This window comes from Actinosynnema sp. CS-041913 (assembly GCF_050942485.1).
Lineage (GTDB): Bacteria > Actinomycetota > Actinomycetes > Mycobacteriales > Pseudonocardiaceae > Actinosynnema.
The window spans coordinates 7,448,791-7,466,761 of record NZ_CP192037.1; the positions used below are offsets into that span (position 1 = coordinate 7,448,791).

Consider the following 17,971-nt stretch of genomic DNA (forward strand, 5'->3'; position numbering starts at 1 on the left):
GGTGGTCTTTGACCAGGCCATACGGGGAGAACACGACGCCTTGCCCTTCCTCCTTGGCGGCCTGCCGGTCCGGCGAGGACGCTTGAAGCCCTTCGACCCAGCGCGATCGCGACCGCTCCAGGCCGAAGAGCGACGCTCGCCGCTGGGCAGGCCTCCGGGGAGGGAAGGGCGTCGTGTCCTCCCGCATGGCCTGCCAGAGGCAACCACACGCGTCAAGGGGCCCTCGGGGAAGCTCAGGCGGTGCCTCTTTTGTGTTTCCGGACCCCTTGACACGCGCGGTTGGGCTGCGCCCAGGCCATACGGGAGAACACGAGGCCCCCGGCTTGGGCTAGCGCGCCCCAACCGCTCTGGTCAGCGCGACGCAACCGCCCGGCATGATCAGCCGCCGGCGACCGTCTCCAGAGCCTCGCGCAAGCGTGACAGCACGTCCGAAGCGTCGCCCTCAGCCGTGAACCCGGCCGCGAGCCGATGTCCACCGCCGCCCAGCAACTGGGCGACCTCCCGCACGTCAACCCGGCTGACAGCCCGCAGCGACACCGACCAATAGGACGGCCCCAACTCCTTCAACACCGCCGCGACCTCGGCCTCAGCCGTAGTGCGCACCAAATCGACCACGCTCTCGACCTCCTCCGGACGCAACCCGGCGGCATCGTCCAAAGTCACGACCGCGTGCACGAAACCCAGCCCGCCGGCCGCCGAGCGCTCCAGAGCCGCCCGCGACAACACCTTCGCCAACATCCCCAGATAGCCGAAGGGGTGCGAGTCCATCAAAGGCCGCGCCACCGCCTCGGCGTCCACCCCAGCGGCCAGCAGCCGGGCCGCGACCTCGTGGGTCGAGGCCCGAGCGTGTCGGAAGGACCGCGTGTCGGTCACCAACCCCGCGTAGACGCACCGCGCGATGGGCTCGTCCAGTTCCACGCCCAGTTCGTCCAGCAGCCGCAGCACCACCAGAGCAGTCGCTTCGGCCGAAGCGTCGATCACGTTCACGGTGCCGAACCCGGGATTGGACACGTGGTGGTCGACCACCACCACGGTCCCGGCCGTCGACAACCGGTCCGCCAACGGTCCGAGGCGGCCCACCGAGCCGGTGTCCAGCGCCACCAGCACCTCGGGGGCGGCGGGCACGGCGGAGGCGGGCACGAGCAGGCCTGCCACGTCCAGGTCGCGCAGCGTCTCGGGGACCGAGTCGGGCGCGCCGAAGGACACCCGCACGGTCTTGCCGAGGCGGTGCAGGGCCAAACCCAGGGCCAGTGCGCTGCCCAGCGCGTCCGCGTCCGGGTTCACGTGGGCCAGCAGGGTCACGTCGGAGGCGTCGGTCAGGGCAGCGGCGGCGGCCGTCAGAGAAGCGCTCAGGTCGTTGGACACGACCAGAACGCTAGTCGGCTTCCTCCTCGTCACGCGGAGGCTTGTACGGGTCCGGTTCGCCGGCGGGTTCGGCCCCCGACGCGATCCGGGCCACCTCCGCGTCCGCCTCGCGGGCCCGAGCCAGCAGTTCGTCCATCCGGCGCGCCTCGTCGGGCACGGTGTCGGTGACGAACGACAAGGTCGGGGTGAAGCGCACGCCGGTCTGCTGGCCGACCATCGTGCGCAGCACGCCCTTGGCCTTCTCCAGCGCCGCGGCGGCACCCGCCAGGTCCGGCTCGGCGTCCAGTTTCTCGCCGAGCACGGTGTAGTAGACCGTCGCGTCGTGCAGGTCGCCGGTCACCCGCGTGTCGGTGATCGTCACCCGTGCCAGGCGCGGGTCCTTCACCTCGTGTTCCAGCGCGGAGGCCACGATCTGCGAGATCCGCTTGGCCAGCTTGCGCGCCCGTGCCTGGTCGGCCACGGCGCTCCCTCCTCCGTACTCACCCGCCGCCACGAACGGCGGCGTTCAGTCGTCCTCCGGCCCGAGCAGCCTGTGCCGGGCGGAGAGCAGTTCCAGTTCGGGGCGTCCCGCCACCAGCCGCTCGCAGGCGGCCAGGACGTCCCTGACATGCTCGGCGTCGGCGGCCACCGCCGCCACTCCGATCAGCGCGCGGCGGTGCAGGTCGAGGTGGCCCGCTTCCGCGACCGACACCTCGAACTTCTTGCGCAGCTCCGCCACCACGGGCTTCACCACGGACCGCTTCTGCTTCAACGAGTGGACGTCGCCGAGCAGCACGTCCAGCTCAAGGGCACCCACATACAAGTGTCATCACCACGGGGTCAGGAGGGGGCCGCCGCCACGAGGCGGCGGCCCCCGGTGTCCGAAGACGGTCAGGCGCGCGGCTTCTCGCGCATCTCGAACGTCTCGATGATGTCGCCGACCTTGAGGTCGCCGTAGTTGCCGAGCGTCAGACCGCACTCGAAGCCCTCGCGGACCTCGGTCGCGTCGTCCTTGAACCGCCGCAGCGAGCTGACCGGCAGGTTCTCCTGGACGACGTTGTTGTCGCGCAGCAGGCGGGCCCGCGCGTTGCGGCGGATCTCGCCCGACAGCACCATGCAGCCCGCGATCGTGCCGACCTTGGAGGACTTGAAGACCTCGCGGACCTCCGCGCGGCCGAGCTGGACCTCTTCGTACTCCGGCTTGAGCATGCCCTTGAGGGCCTGCTCGATCTCGTCGATCGCCTGGTAGATCACCGTGTAGTAGCGGACGTCCACGCCCTCGCGGTTCGCGAGTTCGGTCGCCTTGCCCTCGGCCCGGACGTTGAAGCCCAGGACGATCGCGTTACCCGCGACAGCCAGGTTGATGTCGCCTTCGGTGATGCCGCCGACGCCCCGGTGGATGACCCGCAGCTCGACGTCGTCGCCGACCTCGATCTTCATCAGCGCGTCTTCCAGCGCCTCGACGGTGCCGGAGTTGTCGCCCTTGATGATCAGGGTGAGGGCGCTGGTCTCCTTCAGCGCGGCGTCCAGGTCCTCCAGGCTCACGCGCTTGCGCTTCGCCGCGTTCATGGCGTTGCGGTTGCGGGCCTGGCGGCGCTCGGCGATCTGCCGGGCCACCCGGTCCTCCTCGACCACGAGGAACGTGTCACCCGCGCCGGGCACCGAGGTGAGGCCGATGACCTGCACCGGACGCGACGGGGTCGCGACCGTGACGTCGTCGCCGTGCTCGTCGACCATGCGGCGCACGCGGCCGTAGGCGGCGCCCGCCACGATCGAGTCACCCACGCGGAGCGAACCGCGCTGCACCAGCACCGTGGCCACCGGACCGCGACCGCGGTCGAGGTGCGCCTCGATGGCGACGCCCTGCGCCTCCATCTCCGGGTTGGCGCGCAGGTCGAGCGACGCGTCGGCGGTCAGCAGGATCGCCTCCAGCAGCCCGTCGATGTTCACGGCCTGCTTCGCCGAGATGTCGACGAACATCGTGTCGCCGCCGTACTCCTCGGCGACCAGCCCGTACTCGGTGAGCTGCTGGCGGATCTTGGCGGGGTTGGCCCCCTCCTTGTCGATCTTGTTGACCGCGACCACGATCGGCGCGTTGGCCGCCTGGGCGTGGTTGATCGCCTCCACCGTCTGCGGCATCACACCGTCGTCGGCCGCCACCACGATGACCGCGATGTCGGTCGAGTTGGCGCCGCGGGCACGCATGGCGGTGAACGCCTCGTGGCCCGGGGTGTCGATGAAGGTGATGAGGCGCTCGTTGCCCTCCAGCTCCGTGCGGACCTGGTAGGCGCCGATGTGCTGGGTGATGCCACCCGCCTCGCCCTCGGCGACCTTCGCCTTGCGGATCGTGTCCAACAGGCGCGTCTTACCGTGGTCGACGTGACCCATGACGGTCACGACCGGCGGACGGATCTGGAGGTCCTCCTCGCCGCCGGCGTCGTCGCCGTAGGTGATGTCGAACGTCCCCAGCAGCTCGCGGTCTTCCTCCTCGGGAGACACGACCTGCACGTTGTAGTTCATCTCGGAGCCGAGCAGCTCCAGCACCTCGTCGGACACCGACTGGGTCGCGGTGACCATCTCGCCGAGGTGGAACAGCACCTGCACCAGCGAAGCCGGGTTGGCGTTGATCTTGTCGGCGAAGTCGGTCAGCGAGGCGCCGCGCGGCAGCCGGATCGTCTCGCCGTTGCCCTTGGGCAGGCGGACGCCACCGACCGACGGCGCCTGCATGTTGTCCATGTACTCCTGGCGCTTCTGGCGCTTGGACTTGCGTCCACGCCGCGCCGGGCCACCGGGACGGCCGAACGCGCCGGCCGCGCCACCGCGACCGCCGGGGCCACCGCCACCGGGACGACCGCCGCCACCGCGGAAACCGCCGCCACCGGCCGGGGCGCCACCGCCACCGCCACCGGGACCGCCGCGGAAGCCACCGCCACCGCCGCCACCACCGCCACCACCGGGACCGCCGCGGAAGCCGCCGCCACCGCCGCCGCCACCAGGGCCGCCGCGGAAGCCGCCACCGCCACCACCGGGACGACCGCCGCCGCCACCGCCACCGGGGCCACGGCCACCGCCACCGGGACCGCCGCCCGGACGGCCACCGCCGCCGGGACCGGGCCGGGGACCGGCCGGACGGCCGGGCATCATGCCCGGGTTCGGCCTGGGCGGCATGTTGCCGGGGTTGGGACGCGGGCCGCCGGAACCGGCGGAGCCGCCCGGACGGGGACCGGCCGGACGCGGGTCGCCCGGCTTGCCCGAGCGGTCGCGGTCACCGCGGTCGGGGCGGTCGCCCCGGTCGGGACGGTCGCCGGGCGAGGACGGGCGCGGCGCCTGCGGACGCGGCGAGGGAGCGCCACCGCCGACACCGAACGGGTTGTTGCCCGGACGCGGCGGACGCGCGCCGGCGGGCTTGGGAGCCTGCGGACGCGGCGGCACGACGGACGGGCCCTGCTGGGCCGCCGCGGGCTGCTGCTGCGGCGCGCGGGGGCCGGGACGCGGGCCGGACGGCCGCTGCGGTGCCTGTTGGGGCGCCTGCTGCGGGGGAGCCTGCTGCGGGGCCTGCTGAGGCGCGGGCGCCGGAGCGGGCGCGGTCTGCGCGGCGGGTGCCACGGGCGCCGGTGCCGCCGGAGCGGCCTTCGGAGCGGGCGCGGGCGCCGGTGCGGGCGGCTTGGGAGCCGGCTTCGGACCGGGGACCGGGCGCGGACCGGGCTTGCCCACCGGTGCGGCGGGCTTCGAGTCGGACTTGCCCTCGGCCGACGGCGCGGACGCCTGCGGCTGGGGCTTCGGCGGCGCCGGGCGGGCGCCGGACGGCTTGGACTTCGAGTCGGACTTCGACGCGTAGGCGTCCCGGAGCCGCCGGGCCACCGGGGCCTCGACGGTGCTGGACGCGGACTTCACGTACTCGCCCTGGTCGGCGAGCTTGCTCAACAGTTCCTTGCTCGTGACGCCGAGCTCTTTGGCGAGCTCGTGCACGCGGGCCTTGCCTGCCACTGCACTCCTCTGGATGATGAGGCCGGCGGCAGTCCCGTCGACCTCGTCTTAACGTCGCGCGTTCATGTCTTCAGCTTCACGGCTGACTCATGACGGGTCGACCTGCTTCCTTGCTTCCTGCGGGTCGCGGGGCGATCCCGCGACCTGTTTCGCCTGCTGTTCGAGGTGCCCGCGCAGCCCGTCCACGTCGAGCGGACCCTGGACCCGGAAGGCCCTGGGGAACGCCCTTCGCTTCTCGGCGTCGCGGAGGCAGCCGGGGTCGGGGTGCAGCCATGCACCCCGGCCGGGTAGCCGTCGGCGCGTGTCCGGGACCACCGCCCCGTCCACGACCACCACGCGCAGCAACTCGGAGGGCGACGTCCGGGCACGGCATCCGATGCACGTGCGGACCGGGCCTTGGTGAGCGAAAACCGTTCCCCGACGTCGAACCACTGAAGAGTCTATCTCCTGCCGCTCAATCAGCCGAACCGGATGTCGCCGCGTCCGCCGGCGCGGCCCCACCGGCGTCCGCGTCGCTGCGGATGTCGATGCGCCAGCCGGTCAGCCGGGCGGCCAGCCGGGCGTTCTGGCCCTCCTTGCCGATGGCGAGGGAGAGCTGGAAGTCCGGCACGACCACGCGCGCCGTCTTGGCGCGCTCGTCGAGCACCCGCACCGAGACAACCTTGGCAGGTGACAGGGCATTCCCGACGAACGTGGCCGGGTCGTCGGAGTGGTCGATGATGTCGATCTTCTCACCGGCCAGCTCGCTCATGACGTTGCGCACCCGCGCGCCCATCGGGCCGATGCACGCGCCCTTGGCGTTCACGCCGGACACCGTGGAGCGTACCGCGATCTTGGAACGGTGACCTGCCTCACGTGCCACCGCCGGGATCTCCACCGTGCCGTCGGCGATCTCCGGCACCTCCAGCGCGAACAGCCTGCGCACCAGGTTCGGGTGCGTGCGCGACAGCGTGATCTGCGGGCCCCGCGCACCGCGCGACACGCCCACGACGTAGCACTTGAGCCGCGAGCCGTGCTCGTAGGCCTCGCCGGGCACCTGCTCGGCGGGCGGCAGGACGCCTTCGGTGTCGCCGATCTGCACCACGACCATGCCGCGCGCGTTGGCGCGGGCGTCGCGCTGCACGACACCGCCGATGATCTCGCCCTCCTTGGCCGAGAACTCGCCGAACGTGCGCTCGTGCTCCGCGTCCCGCAGGCGCTGGAGGATCACCTGGCGCGCCGTGGTGGCCGCGATCCGGCCGAACCCCTCGGGCGTGTCGTCCCACTCCTCCAGCACGGCGCCGTCCGGCCCCAGCTCCTGGGCCAGCACCCGGACCATGCCCGTCTTGCGGTCGATCTCGACCCTGGAATGCGAGTGGTGCCCTTCGGTGTGCTTGTAAGCCGTCAGCAATGCGGTCTCGATGGCTTCCAACACGGTGTCGAAGGGGATGTCCTTGTCCCGTTCGATCGCTCGCAGTGCGGCGATGTCGACGTTCACTCCGACTCCTCCTTCGAATGCGTGCCCTCAAGGAGCGCGAGCTCCTCGACGGGCGGCTGCTTGAACTCGACCTCGACCACGGCGCGCTCGATCGAGCGGTACTCGACCCGGCGCAGCTCGCCCTTGACCAGCAGCACGACACCGCTGTCGTCAGCGGCCCCGACCCGGCCGAACCACTCGACCTGGTCGGGCTGCTTGACCTTGACCAGCCGCAGCTTCGCCCGTTTCCAGTGGCGCGGCCTGGTCAGCGGCCGGTCGGCGCCCGGCGAGGTGACCTCAAGCGTGTACGGGCCGGCGATCAGGTGCTCGTGCGCGTCGAGCGCGGCGGACACGGCGCGACTGGCCCGCGCCACCTCGTCCAGCCCGATCCCGTCGTCGCCGTCCACGACCACCTTCACCAGCCTGCGACGCCCAGCCTGGTTCACGTCGAGCGTTTCGAGGTCGAAGCCGATGGCCTCGACCGCCTCCCGCACGACGGGTGCTAGCTGCGCGGCGAGTTCTCCGCGCGGCGGGCTGGACACGTGGTGACTCCTTTCAGGTGCAGAAGGGCACGGCAACCCCGGCCGACGCTGCACTCGCCGGCCGTTGGTCGCCCAGACTATCTGGTCCGGGACACCCCGCACGCTCCAGAGGCGACCGGAAGCCCTCTGGCAGGATCGGGACACGTGATCGGAAGAACGGCGCTCAGCAGGCGCGGCGTGCTGCTGGCAGCGGCCACCGCGCCCCTGGCGGCAGGGTGCACCACACCCCCGCCCCCTCCCCCACCTCGCGACTCCCTGGCGGACCTGGTCGAAGCGGCCCGTGCCGACGCGGCCCTGGCCACGGCCGTCGGCGCAACCGAAACGGCAGCGGCGAGAACACAACACGCCGACAAGCTCCAAGCCGAGGTGGACCGGGCAACCCCGAGGGTGCCGGGCACGTCCGCATCTCCGACACCCACGCCGTCGACGCCACCACCCACCAACCCGTCCCGTGAGGCACTGGTCACGGCGTTGCAGACGGCCCAGAAGCAAGCGGGCGACCTGGCAGCCACCGCCCCGACCCACCGGGCGGGCCTGCTGGCCTCGGTGTCGGCCGGCTGCGCGAGCCTGTTGGACGCACTGTCGTGAGCGTCGACGCGGTACAGGACGCCTTGGCCGCCGAACACGCGGCAGTGTGGACATACGGCCTGGCCAGCGCCTTCGTAGACCAACAGGCGGCAGCCGTAGCGGAAGGCGCCAACGCCCACCGCGCACGACGCGACACGACGGAGCGCTGGCTACGGGACAAGGGCACCCAACCACGCCCTCCCGCTCCGGCTTACCTGCCACCTCAACCTGTGGACAGCGCGGCTTCGGCGATCGCGGCATTGATCGCGGTGGAAACGGACGCCTGCGTCGCCTGGCGAGGAGTGATGGAACGCACCGACGACCAGACTCTGCGCAAGTCGGCCTTGGACGCTTTGACGAGCGCGGCAGTACGCGGCACCAGATGGCGAAAGACGGCCGGCGTAACCCCTTTGTCCATCGCCCTACCAGGCACCGCCGTCGGTTGACCAAACGCACCGCTCACTCCACCCAAAACCTGCGCGAGCACAGCAGCAAGAAGCCTGCGCGAGCACAAAGAAGGGGCCTCGTGTTCTCCCCGTATGGCCTGCCCGCAGGGCTACCGCGCTTGTTCAGGGAGCGCAAGCACGCTTTTCGCTTGCGCTCCCTGAACAAGTGTGGTGGTCTTTGACCAGGCCATACGGGGAGAACACGACGCCTTGCCCTTCCTCCCCGGAGGCCTGCCCAGCGGCGAGCGTCGCTTTTCGCTTTTAGTCGAAGAGCTAAAAGCGTCCTCGCCGGACAGGCAGGCCGCCAAGGATGTACACAAAAACAAGACTCGGGCGTCGTGTCATCCCCGCATGACCTGGTCAAAAGACAACCACCCTTGTCAGGAATGCGCAAGCGAAAAGCGTGCTTGCGCATTCCTGACAAGCGCGGTTCCCTGCGGGCAGGCCATACGGGGATGACACGCAGCCCACCGCTCGGTGTGCGCGCTGCGCGCGCCACTGCGAAGAGCGTGTCGAGTGGCGTTACACCAGTTCGTTGACCAGACGGAATGCGTCGGCTGAGATTCGTTTCATCAGCGCGTTGTGCTCTTCCTCCGTGGGCGAGTGCTGCACGGCGTCCGACTCGATGATGATGACGTCTCGGTCCTGCTGCTTGGCCGCGAACCCGCCCGAGGCCAACGAGCGCAGGCCGGGGACCTGCACGGCGCCGTCCTTCACCAGGTCGTTGACGTTTCCGGTGCCGTCGCGGGTGGTGAGTTCCTTCAGCTTGTTCGCGTCGTCCAGTGTCTTCATCCTCACCACGGACACGGACGTGTACACAGTTCGCCCGTCCGGGGTAGTGGTCGTGAACAGTCCGCGCGTCAACTGCTGGCAAGGCGTGGCGGTCAGGAAGGTCTTCGTCTCCCCATACGCATGGGAAGCGCACTGGCTGTCCTTCAACGCCTCCGGCACCTGCGGTGACCGGGTGAAGGTGAACTCGCCGGCCGGCGTGGACGTAGTCGTAGGTGTGGTCGTCGGCGTGTCCTTGGGCATGACGACCAGCCACACCAAACCGGACACGACCGCCACGCCCAGCAGCCCCAGGCCCTTGAGCACCGAGCCGCGCGACAGCCGTCGACGCCTCGGTGGAGGGGGTGGCGCGCTCAGCAGCGAATCCAACTGGCCGATCTCCGAGCGCCACAGCGGCGAGGTGTCCGTCGGTCCCGCAGGCTGCCCGGGGAACGACCCGGAGAATGACCCGGTGGACGGCCCGCCGGCAGGGCCGGTAGCAGGCCCGACAGCACGTCCGGCGGCGGCGGCAGGTCCCGCCGGCGGGCGGGCCGGGGGCTGGGCCGGGACACGGGGTAACCGCTGCGTCACCTCATTAGGTGATTCGGGAGGAACCGACACAACCAGTCACGGTAACGGACCCCGGCTACGCCAGCGCTTCGAGCACTAGATCCACATCGTCGGCCGTGTTGTACAGGTGGAACCCGAGCCGCACCCGTCCCGCCCGCACGGACGACCGCACGCCGGCTGCCGCGAGCTTCTCCGCCGAGCCCGGCGGCAGCTCCAGCGACACGATCGCCGAGCCGCGCGGGGCCAACCCGAGCCCGGCGAGCAGTGCGTCCGCGAGTCCCACGTTGTGGTCCCGGACCGCCGTCATGTCCAACGACGCCGCGTACGGCAGTGAAGCCGACGCGCCGAACTGGGACAGCCACACCGGCGAGATGTCGAGGCGTCGGGCATCCGGGGCCAGCCTCAGCGGCAGCCCGTAGACGGTGGCCCACGGGTCATCGCCGGCCCACCAGTTCGCGGACACCGGCACGGCGCGTTCCACCCCGGAGGGCGAGCACGCGAGCCAGGCGCAGCCGCGCGGCGCCATCAGCCACTTGTACCCGGCCCCGACCACCCAGTCCGCCCACTCCAGCGAGAGCGGCAGCCACCCGGCGGCCTGCGAGACGTCCAGCAGCACCGGCACGCCGGTGGCCCGCAGGCCCTCCAGATCGGCGATCCGGCCGTCGGCCGACTGCACGACGCTGACCGCCACCAAATCGTGACCGTCCACAGCGGACACCAGGGAATCCAGGTCCACCTCGGTGACCCGCAACCCCCGGGCCGCGAACGGGAACGTGAGCGAGGTGAAGTCGTTGCGGGCCACCAGGACGCGGGCGTCGGCGGGGAGGCCGGCCGCCACGAGGCCGACCAACTGGGCCACCGCGGCCCCGATCGCGACCCGGTCGGCCGGCACGCCGACCAGCTTGCCGAACGCCTCCCGGGCCGTGGTCACGACGGGATCGACGGCGGTCGGGTCGTCGGCGCCCGTGCTCCACCGCTGGACGGCGGAGGCGACCACGGACGCGGCCGGGGCCGGCGGGATCCCGATGCTCGCGGTGTTGAGGTAGCCGGCGGGCAGGTCGAACGTCGAGCCGAAGGCGCTGCGCATACCCGACATCACTACCGTCCGAATCCCGCCAAGTCCATCTAAATGCCGACGATTCTCAAGCCTTGACCTGAGAAGACGCTCGTTCGTCCGGCGAGCCGGCCTTGAGGCGGGCATAAACCTGCTTCCGCACCCGCGCCACGACGGTCCCGTCCTCCGCCAGCACGTCCACCGGGAACCACACCAGGGCCTTGCCGCCGTCCGCCGCCTGCGACCGCAGCTCGGCCAGGTGCTCGTCGGTCAGCCGGAACTCCGCATGCACAGTGCCCCGCCCCGGCCGGACGAACTCGATCTCGCCCGCCCGGTCCCACACCATGTGGTCGCGGCCGAGGTGGCGCAGCACGAGCAGCATCCAGAACGGGTCGGTCATCGCGAACAGCGAGCCACCGAAGTGCGTGCCCACGTAGTTGCGGTTGTACCAGCGCAGGCGCATGCGCACCTTGGCGTACCGGTAGTCGTCGGAGATCTCCACGACCCGGATGCCGGCGAACAGGAACGGCGGCCACAGGTTCATGCCCCGCCGCAGACGTGATGCCTTCATGCGGGCCATGTTACCCGCCAGTAATGTCCGCTCAGCGCAGCCGCACGATGTTGCCGGTCACCCGGTCCGCCCCGGCGGAGCACAGGAACGCGACCACCGACGCGACCTCCTCCGGCCGCGCCACCGGGAACTCCGCCCGCACGGCCTCGTTGACCCACCCGGTGTCGGTCACCCCGGGCTTGACCAGGTTCGCGGTGACCCCGTGCGGCGCGAGTTCCGCCGCCGCCGACAGCGTGTAGCTGTCCAGCGCCGCCTTGGCCGCGCCGTAGGACACCTCGCCGGGGAACCCGTCGGGACCGCCCGAGGTGAGCCCGACGATCCGCCCCCAGTTCCCGCCGCGCGCCAGGTGCCGGCGCGCGAACTCGGCGATCAGCAGCGCCCCGGCCCGCGCGTCCACGGCGAACTGGGCGTCGAACGTCTGCGGCGTCACGGCCCGCTGCACGCGGCCGAACTGATCCGTCTCGTTGGCCAGGAAGGTGTCCTGCACCCACCCGGACGCGTTGTTGACCAGCACGTCCACCGGCCCGAACAGCTCCTCCGCGGTGTCGAACAGCAGCGCCGGCGCGCCGACGTCGGTCAGGTCGATCTCCAGCGCGTGCGCCCGGCCGCCGGCCTCGGTGATCGCCTCGACCACGGCGTCCGCCCCGGTCTCCCGGCTGGTGAAGTACCGGTCGGGCAGGCTCGCGTCCGGCGCCGGGGCGTAGCGCAGGAACGTGATCAGGACGTCGACCCCCTGCGCGGCCAGCGCGCGGGCCGTGGCGGCGCCGATGCCCTGGTTGGCCCCGGTGACGATCGCGGTGTGCGGCACAGCACAAATCCTGCACTATCAGGGCCGCCCCGAGCGGCGCAATTTCGGCCGCGCGTGACGGGCGACACCTAAACTGGCTTGTCATGCGCAGTGAAGAGATCGAGATCCGCACCGGCACGAACGAGGTCGTCCACGATCTGACCCGCGCGTGCGAGGAGTTCCTGGAGGGCGTCGACGGCGACGGCCTGCTGCACGTCTGGGTGCCGCACGCCACGGCCGGCGTCGCGGTGCTGGAGACCGGCGCGGGCAGCGACGACGACCTGCTCGCCGCGCTCCGGGACCTGCTGCCCAAGGACGACCGCTGGCGGCACCGGCACGGGTCGCCCGGTCACGGCCGTGACCACGTGCTCCCCGCGCTGGTGCCGCCGCACGCGACGATCCCGGTGCTAGGCGGTGTGCCGGCGCTGGGCACCTGGCAGTCCGTCTGCCTCGTCGACACGAACGTCGACAACCCGGTCCGCACGGTCCGGCTGAGCTTCCTCGCCGGGTAGCAGCACGACCAGCAGCCCGGCCACCGCCAGACCGACGAACACCCACACCTGCGCGGCGTCGAGCGAGCCGCCGTGCAGCAGCGCCCGCAGCCCCTCCGTGGAGAACCGGAACGGCGTCCAGGACCACAGCAGCGCGCGGTAGACCGGGTCGAGCAGCTCGGGCACCTGACCGGCCACGGCGGGCGCCATCAGGTAGAGCGGAGCCAGCACCGCCATCGCCCGCACGCCGAGCACCCGCAGCAGACCGGCCTGGAGCAGCGCGAAGGCCACGGCGACCAGCGCGAGGTAGCCGAGCACGTCCCAGCCCAGCGGCAGCGCCGAGTCCCACAGCGCGAAGAACCCGGCGACCACGCCCACCCCGAGCACGGCGGCGGTCGTCGCGCCCAGCAGCCGGGGGCCGACTCCCGCGCGGCGGGTCAGCACCGTGAACGCCGCCCCGGCGGCCAGGCCGGCGATCCACAGCAACGCGCTCGCGGCCAGCGGCGCGGACCGGCCCGCCGCCGAGGACGGGTTGAGCGTCACGACCTTCGCGGGCAGCCCCGCGCCCTGCGCGACCCCGGTCAGGACCTGCTGCGCGACCTGCGTGCCGGACGGGTTCACCGCGCCGGACAGCACCACGGTCGCGCCGCCGGGCGCGAGTTCCAGCACGCCGTAGACGTCCTGCGAGGCCAGCAGCCCGCGTGCCTCGTCCGGCGTCGACACCCGCCAGCCGACCTCTTCCGACGCCGCCCCCGCGAGCTTGTCCGCGATCGCGCGCACCGGCGGCGGCGCGTCCGGGCCGACCGCGACGGCGAGCGGCACCTCGTCGGGGTGGACGGTCGCCTGCACGCCGAACGTGAGCAGGCCGAGCAGGAGCGCGACGAGGGCCCCGACGACGGCGGTGGCCACCGCGATGACCGCCGGCGATCGGCCGTGTGGTGTGGCCATGGCTTCCTCCAAACCCTAGTTCATCACCTGTTGAATTCAGAGGGTACGACGCCGGGCAACGCAAGTCAACGCGTGTTGAATTTATCGCCTCGACCCGTCCGGCGGAATCGGCACGGTACGGTTCGTGCCGTGACATACCCAGGTGACGGGCAGAGCGGCTGGGGTGGCCAGTCCGGCCAGGGCGACCGGGGGCAGCAGGGGCAGCCCCAGCAGGGCTACGGCCAACCGGGCTACGGCGGCCAGCAGCCCGACTACGGCCAGCAGCCGAACTATGGTCAGCAGCCGGGCTACGGTCAGCCGGGTTACGGCGGTCAGCCGGATTACGGGCAGCAGCCGGGCTACGGCCAGCCCGGCTACGGCGACCAGCAGTACGGCGGTGGGTACGGCGGCCTCGGTGTGTTCTCGGGCGGCGACGAGCCCCCGCCGAAGAGCAACGCCAAGCTGTGGCTGATCGTCGGCGTCGTCGTGCTGGTGCTCGTCGGCGGCGGCCTGACCGCGTTCCTCGTCACCCGCTCGGACGGCACCGAGAACCTCGCGAACAGCGGCACCCAGTCGCCGACGACGACCAGCACCAGCGCCGCCAAGCCGACGACGACCACCAAGTCGGGCACGCCGACCTGCAAGGCGGGCAAGGCGGACTGGAACTGCCTGGCCGTCGAGAGCCTGTCCTACAGCTACGACGTGCCCAGGAGCTGGTCGCCCAACCCCGGCTCGGCGGACATCACCGGCCTGCCCGACGTCAAGCTCACCGGCCTCACCGTGTACGGCGTGTACGAGTGCGGCGGCGCGCGGTACAACCGGGGCAGCACGGGCGGCGCGGTCGTGGCGCAGAGCGACCTGCCCGCCGTGGCCAAGAACTTCGCGCAGAAGCTGGGCACCCAGTACTACAACTCGGGCAAGACGGCCGACGTCAAGCTCAGCGAGCCCAAGCCGGTGAAGGTGCCCAACGGCAGCCGGCCGGAGATCGAGGGCGTGCAGGTGGACGCCACGATCACCACGAGCGGCAACGACTGCCTGGCCGGCAAGGGCATGGTGAAGATCCTGGTCCTCAAGGGCAGCACGGGTTTCCACGTGTTCATGGCCAACGGCGACCTCGAAGGCGGCCCCGCCGACCCCAAGCCCGTGGCCGAGGCCGACCTCCAGGCGATGGTCGACTCCGTGAAACCGCTGGCGGGCTGATCCCTTGTCGTACACGGGCCTGGGCGTCTACCAGCAACCGAAGAAGCCGAACCGCCGTCCACTGTGGATAGTGCTCGCGGTGGTGGCGGTGCTCGCCGTCGCCGGCGGCGCGACCGCCGCCGTGCTGATCGGCTCGAAGTCGACGCAGGCGGCCACCACGAGCGCCGAGCCGCCGAAGCCCGAGTGGCCGCTGATCGAGGACGAGCAGGCGGGCGTGGCGTACGAGGTGCCGCCGTCCTGGGAGGACAGCGTCGGCGGGGCGTCCGGCCGCGTGCGGCTGAGCAAGTCCCTGGTGTCCCGGCCGTTCGAGTGCCAGGGGCGGGACATGATCCAGGCCCAGATCGCGTCCGGTGCCGTGATCGAGGCCGACCTGGCCGGCGTCGCGACCACGCTGGCCACCGACTTCGCCAACAACAGCTACACCGTCGAGGGCAAGCGGCCCCGGCTCGCCGAACCCGACGTGCGGGGCGACGAGGAGCGGACCGTGGTGAGCGTCGGCGTGACGCCCAGCGCGGTGAACCCGTGCTACGCGCCCAAGGCGACGGTGACCGTCGTGGCGCTGCGCGACGGGCCCAAGGCCGCCGTGGTCGTGCTGAACGTCGCCGAAGGCGGGCCGCACGTCGCGGAAGGGCCGAGCGAGGACGAGGCCGACCGGATCCTGGAGAGCGTGCGACTGCGGTGAACACGTTGGTGCTGTGGGACATCGACCTGACGCTGATCGACGCGCGAGGCCTCGGCCACGCCTGGTACCGGACGGCGCTGCACGCCGTCTCCGGGCTCGAACTCGTGCACACGCCGAGCTTCCCGGGCCGCACCGAGCGCGCCATCTCGCACGAGTTGCTCACGGCACACGCCCTGGAGCCCACCGACGAGCTGATCAGCAAGCTGCACGCGGAGCTGGTCGACGTGGCCACCCGGGAGTACTCGCTGCTGCCGACCCGCGGCCACGCGCTGCCGGGCGCTTCGGCCGCGCTGGAAGCGTTGGCGCGGCAGGAGAACGTGGTCCAGTCGCTGGTCACCGGCAACCTGGTGGAGATCGCCCGGTACAAGCTGGCGGCGTTCGGCCTGGACACGCACGTGGACTTCGAGATCGGCGGCTACGGCTCGGTGTCCGAGCACCGGCCGGAACTGGTCCTGGAGGCCGTGCGGCTGGCATCGGTCAAGCACGCCAAGGACTTCGAGGCCGTCGTCATCGGCGACACGCCGCACGACGTGGACGCGGCCCTGCACCACTCGGCGTTCGCGATCGGCGTCGCCACCGGGCGCAGCACCGCCGCCGAGCTGCGGGCGGCGGGCGCGCACGTCGTGCTCGACGACCTGTCCGACACCGCCGCCGTGCTCGCCGCCGTGTTGCGTCGCTGACCGAGGGCCACTTCGCGGCGAAGGGCTTCGGCGACCCCGAAGCCCTTCCGCGGCCTCGAATCAGCCCCGGACGACGTCCAGCAGGTGCTGCACCGCCTCGTTCACCGGCACCTCCACCCGCTCGCCCGAACGGCGGTCCTTGACCTCCACCAGCCCGTTCGCCAGGCCGCGGCCCACCACCAGGATGGTCGGCACGCCGATCAGCTCGGCGTCGGCGAACTTCACGCCGGGGCTCGCCTTGCGGTCGTCCAGCAGGACCTTCAGGCCCGCCGACGACAGCTCGCCGGCCAGCCGCTCGCCACCCGCGAGCAGCGTCTCGTCCTTGCCCGCCACCACCACGTGCACGTCGGCGGGCGCGACGTTGCGGGGCCAGACCAGGCCCCGGTCGTCGTGGCTCTGCTCCGCGATCGCCGCCACCAGGCGGGACACGCCGATGCCGTAGGAACCCATGGTGATGCGGACGGGCTTGCTGTCCGGGCCGAGGGCGTCCAGCGCGAACGCGTCCGCGTACTTGCGGCCGAGCTGGAAGATGTGGCCGATCTCGATGCCGCGCGCGGCGACCAGCACGCCCTTGCCGTCGGGCGACGGGTCGCCCTCGCGGACCTCCGCCACGTCGATCGTGCCGTCGGGCGTGAAGTCCCGGCCCTGCACGAGGTCCACCACGTGGTGGTCGGCCTTGTCCGCGCCGGTCACCCACGCCGTGCCGCGCACCACGCGCGGGTCGACCAGGTAGCGCACGCCGTTGGACTGCAGCGCCGCCGGACCGATGTAGCCCTTGACCAGGAACGGGTTCCGGGCGAAGTCGGCGTCCTCCAGCATCGACACCTCGGCGGGCTCGACGGCCGCCTCCAGACGCTTGAAGTCCACCTCGCGGTCGCCGGGCAGGCCGATCGCCAGCAGCGTCGACTCCTTCTCGCCGGGGACGGTCAGCTTCACCAGGACGTTCTTCAGCGTGTCCGCCGCGGTGAAGGCGCGGCCGAGGCCCGCGCCGTTCAGGAAGTCGACCAGGGACTCGATGGTCGGCGTGTCGGGCGTGTGGTGGACCTGCGCCTCGGGCTTGTCCTCGATGCTCTGCTCGGCGGGCGCGGGCGTCGTCACGGCCTCCACGTTCGCCGCGTAGTCCGACTCCGTGCTGCGCACGAAGGTGTCCTCGCCGGTCGGCGCGACCGCCAGGAACTCCTCCGACGCGGAGCCGCCCATCGCGCCGGACGTGGCGGAGACGATCACGTACTCCATGCCCAGCCGGTCGAAGATGCGGATGTAGGCGTCGCGGTGCTGCTGGTAGGACTGCGCGAGGCCCTCGTCGGTGAGGTCGAAGGAGTACGAGTCCTTCATGACGAACTCCCGGCCGCGCAGGATGCCCGCGCGGGGCCGCGCCTCGTCCCGGTACTTGGTCTGGATCTGGTAGAGCGTGACGGGGTAGTCCTTGTACGAGGAGTACTCGCCCTTCACGGTGAGCGCGAACAGCTCCTCGTGGGTGGGCCCGAGCAGGTAGTCGGCGCCCTTGCGGTCCTTGAGGCGGAAGATGTTGGGGCCGTACTCGGTCCACCGGTTGGTGGCCTCGTAGGGCTCCTTCGGCAGCAGCGCGGGGAACTGGATCTCCTGCGCGCCGAACGCGTCCATCTCCTCCCGCACGACCCGTTCGATGTTGCGCAGCACCCGCAGCCCGAGCGGCAGCCACGAGTACCCGCCCGGCGCGACGCGGCGGACGTAGCCGGCGCGGACCAGCAGCTTGTGGCTGGGTACTTCGGCGTCGGCCGGGTCCTCGCGCAGGGTGCGCAGGAACAGCGACGACATCCTCGTGATCACGGTTGGGTGCTCCTCGTGGCGCGGGTGGTCCAAGAAGGGTAGTGAACAGGGCCTGGCCAGTTCCAACGGGTTCCGCCCGGCACGGGTCGG

General features: G+C 71.6%; 19 protein-coding genes. 6 read left to right on the top strand and 13 right to left on the bottom strand.

Annotated features, from left to right (window positions below):
• Positions 1 to 378: 378 nt before the first annotated feature.
• The 7 genes from ACQPZF_RS33420 to rimP all read right to left on the bottom strand — a co-directional run bounded on the left by ACQPZF_RS33420 (position 379) and on the right by rimP (position 7,329).
• Positions 379 to 1,365: a DHH family phosphoesterase gene (locus ACQPZF_RS33420; RefSeq protein ID WP_433263857.1), complete on the bottom strand. Its 987-nt coding sequence runs from the start codon at positions 1,363 to 1,365 to the stop codon at positions 379 to 381.
• A 10-nt stretch (positions 1,366 to 1,375) separates the two neighbouring features.
• On the bottom strand, positions 1,376 to 1,825 hold the full coding sequence (gene rbfA / locus ACQPZF_RS33425; protein ID WP_433263859.1) for a 30S ribosome-binding factor RbfA: 450 nt from the start codon (positions 1,823 to 1,825) through the stop codon (positions 1,376 to 1,378).
• A gap of 45 nt (positions 1,826 to 1,870) precedes the next feature.
• Complete coding sequence (locus tag ACQPZF_RS33430) at positions 1,871 to 2,167, bottom strand: DUF503 domain-containing protein (protein ID WP_433263861.1); 297 nt, start codon at positions 2,165 to 2,167, stop codon at positions 1,871 to 1,873.
• A gap of 68 nt (positions 2,168 to 2,235) precedes the next feature.
• On the bottom strand, positions 2,236 to 5,331 hold the full coding sequence (gene infB, locus ACQPZF_RS33435; RefSeq protein WP_433263863.1) for a translation initiation factor IF-2: 3,096 nt from the start codon (positions 5,329 to 5,331) through the stop codon (positions 2,236 to 2,238).
• Between the two features lie 87 nt (positions 5,332 to 5,418).
• Positions 5,419 to 5,763 carry a YlxR family protein gene (locus ACQPZF_RS33440; protein WP_433263865.1) on the bottom strand — a complete coding sequence of 115 codons (345 nt, stop codon included), beginning with the start codon at positions 5,761 to 5,763 and terminating at the stop codon, positions 5,419 to 5,421.
• 22 nt (positions 5,764 to 5,785) lie between these two features.
• Complete coding sequence (gene nusA / locus ACQPZF_RS33445; RefSeq protein WP_433263867.1) at positions 5,786 to 6,808, bottom strand: transcription termination factor NusA; 1,023 nt, start codon at positions 6,806 to 6,808, stop codon at positions 5,786 to 5,788.
• Positions 6,805 to 7,329 (bottom strand): ribosome maturation factor RimP, encoded by a 525-nt coding sequence (gene rimP, locus ACQPZF_RS33450; protein ID WP_433263868.1) that lies wholly within the window; start codon positions 7,327 to 7,329, stop codon positions 6,805 to 6,807. Before rimP ends, nusA begins: the two co-directional genes overlap by 4 nt.
• A 144-nt stretch (positions 7,330 to 7,473) precedes the next feature.
• Between rimP and ACQPZF_RS33455 the strand changes: the two genes are divergently transcribed.
• Positions 7,474 to 7,917: a hypothetical protein gene (locus ACQPZF_RS33455; RefSeq protein ID WP_433263870.1), complete on the top strand. Its 444-nt coding sequence runs from the start codon at positions 7,474 to 7,476 to the stop codon at positions 7,915 to 7,917.
• Positions 7,918 to 7,961: 44 nt separating this feature from the next.
• A complete protein-coding gene (locus ACQPZF_RS33460) occupies positions 7,962 to 8,342 on the top strand; it encodes a ferritin-like domain-containing protein (protein ID WP_433274830.1) in 381 nt (126 codons plus the stop codon).
• A gap of 522 nt (positions 8,343 to 8,864) precedes the next feature.
• Here ACQPZF_RS33460 and ACQPZF_RS33465 read toward each other — a convergent pair.
• The 4 genes from ACQPZF_RS33465 to ACQPZF_RS33480 all read right to left on the bottom strand — a co-directional run bounded on the left by ACQPZF_RS33465 (position 8,865) and on the right by ACQPZF_RS33480 (position 12,113).
• Entirely contained in the window at positions 8,865 to 9,500 is a 636-nt protein-coding gene (locus tag ACQPZF_RS33465; RefSeq protein WP_433263872.1) for a hypothetical protein, read from the bottom strand.
• A gap of 256 nt (positions 9,501 to 9,756) precedes the next feature.
• Positions 9,757 to 10,767, bottom strand: a complete 1,011-nt coding sequence (locus tag ACQPZF_RS33470) for an aminotransferase (protein WP_433263874.1) — start codon at positions 10,765 to 10,767, stop codon at positions 9,757 to 9,759.
• Between the two features lie 55 nt (positions 10,768 to 10,822).
• Positions 10,823 to 11,305, bottom strand: coding sequence for a DUF4442 domain-containing protein (locus ACQPZF_RS33475; protein WP_433263876.1), 483 nt, complete (start codon positions 11,303 to 11,305; stop codon positions 10,823 to 10,825).
• Between the two features lie 31 nt (positions 11,306 to 11,336).
• Positions 11,337 to 12,113 carry an SDR family NAD(P)-dependent oxidoreductase gene (locus ACQPZF_RS33480; RefSeq protein ID WP_433263878.1) on the bottom strand — a complete coding sequence of 259 codons (777 nt, stop codon included), beginning with the start codon at positions 12,111 to 12,113 and terminating at the stop codon, positions 11,337 to 11,339.
• An 83-nt stretch (positions 12,114 to 12,196) separates the two neighbouring features.
• Here ACQPZF_RS33480 and ACQPZF_RS33485 point away from each other — a divergent pair, with 83 nt between their 5' ends.
• On the top strand, positions 12,197 to 12,604 hold the full coding sequence (locus ACQPZF_RS33485; RefSeq protein WP_433263880.1) for a YjbQ family protein: 408 nt from the start codon (positions 12,197 to 12,199) through the stop codon (positions 12,602 to 12,604).
• Here the strand turns inward: ACQPZF_RS33485 and ACQPZF_RS33490 are convergent.
• Positions 12,500 to 13,531: an ABC transporter permease gene (locus ACQPZF_RS33490; protein WP_433263882.1), complete on the bottom strand. Its 1,032-nt coding sequence runs from the start codon at positions 13,529 to 13,531 to the stop codon at positions 12,500 to 12,502. The genes ACQPZF_RS33485 and ACQPZF_RS33490 overlap by 105 nt on opposite strands.
• A 129-nt stretch (positions 13,532 to 13,660) precedes the next feature.
• On the opposite strand from ACQPZF_RS33490, the gene ACQPZF_RS33495 reads away from it, so the two are divergent.
• Genes ACQPZF_RS33495 through ACQPZF_RS33505 form a run of 3 tightly spaced genes read left to right on the top strand, consistent with a single transcriptional unit; the run spans position 13,661 to position 16,072 of the window.
• Complete coding sequence (locus ACQPZF_RS33495) at positions 13,661 to 14,710, top strand: hypothetical protein (RefSeq protein WP_433263884.1); 1,050 nt, start codon at positions 13,661 to 13,663, stop codon at positions 14,708 to 14,710.
• 4 nt (positions 14,711 to 14,714) lie between these two features.
• Complete coding sequence (locus ACQPZF_RS33500) at positions 14,715 to 15,392, top strand: hypothetical protein (protein ID WP_433263886.1); 678 nt, start codon at positions 14,715 to 14,717, stop codon at positions 15,390 to 15,392.
• A complete protein-coding gene (locus ACQPZF_RS33505; RefSeq protein ID WP_433263888.1) occupies positions 15,389 to 16,072 on the top strand; it encodes an HAD family hydrolase in 684 nt (227 codons plus the stop codon). Before ACQPZF_RS33500 ends, ACQPZF_RS33505 begins: the two co-directional genes overlap by 4 nt.
• 60 nt (positions 16,073 to 16,132) lie before the next feature.
• On the opposite strand, the gene ACQPZF_RS33510 is transcribed toward ACQPZF_RS33505, so the two are convergent.
• The gene (locus ACQPZF_RS33510) at positions 16,133 to 17,881 is read right to left on the bottom strand and encodes a proline--tRNA ligase (RefSeq protein WP_433263889.1); all 1,749 of its coding nucleotides are present in this window, start codon (positions 17,879 to 17,881) and stop codon (positions 16,133 to 16,135) included.
• Between the last annotated feature and the right edge of the window lie 90 nt (positions 17,882 to 17,971).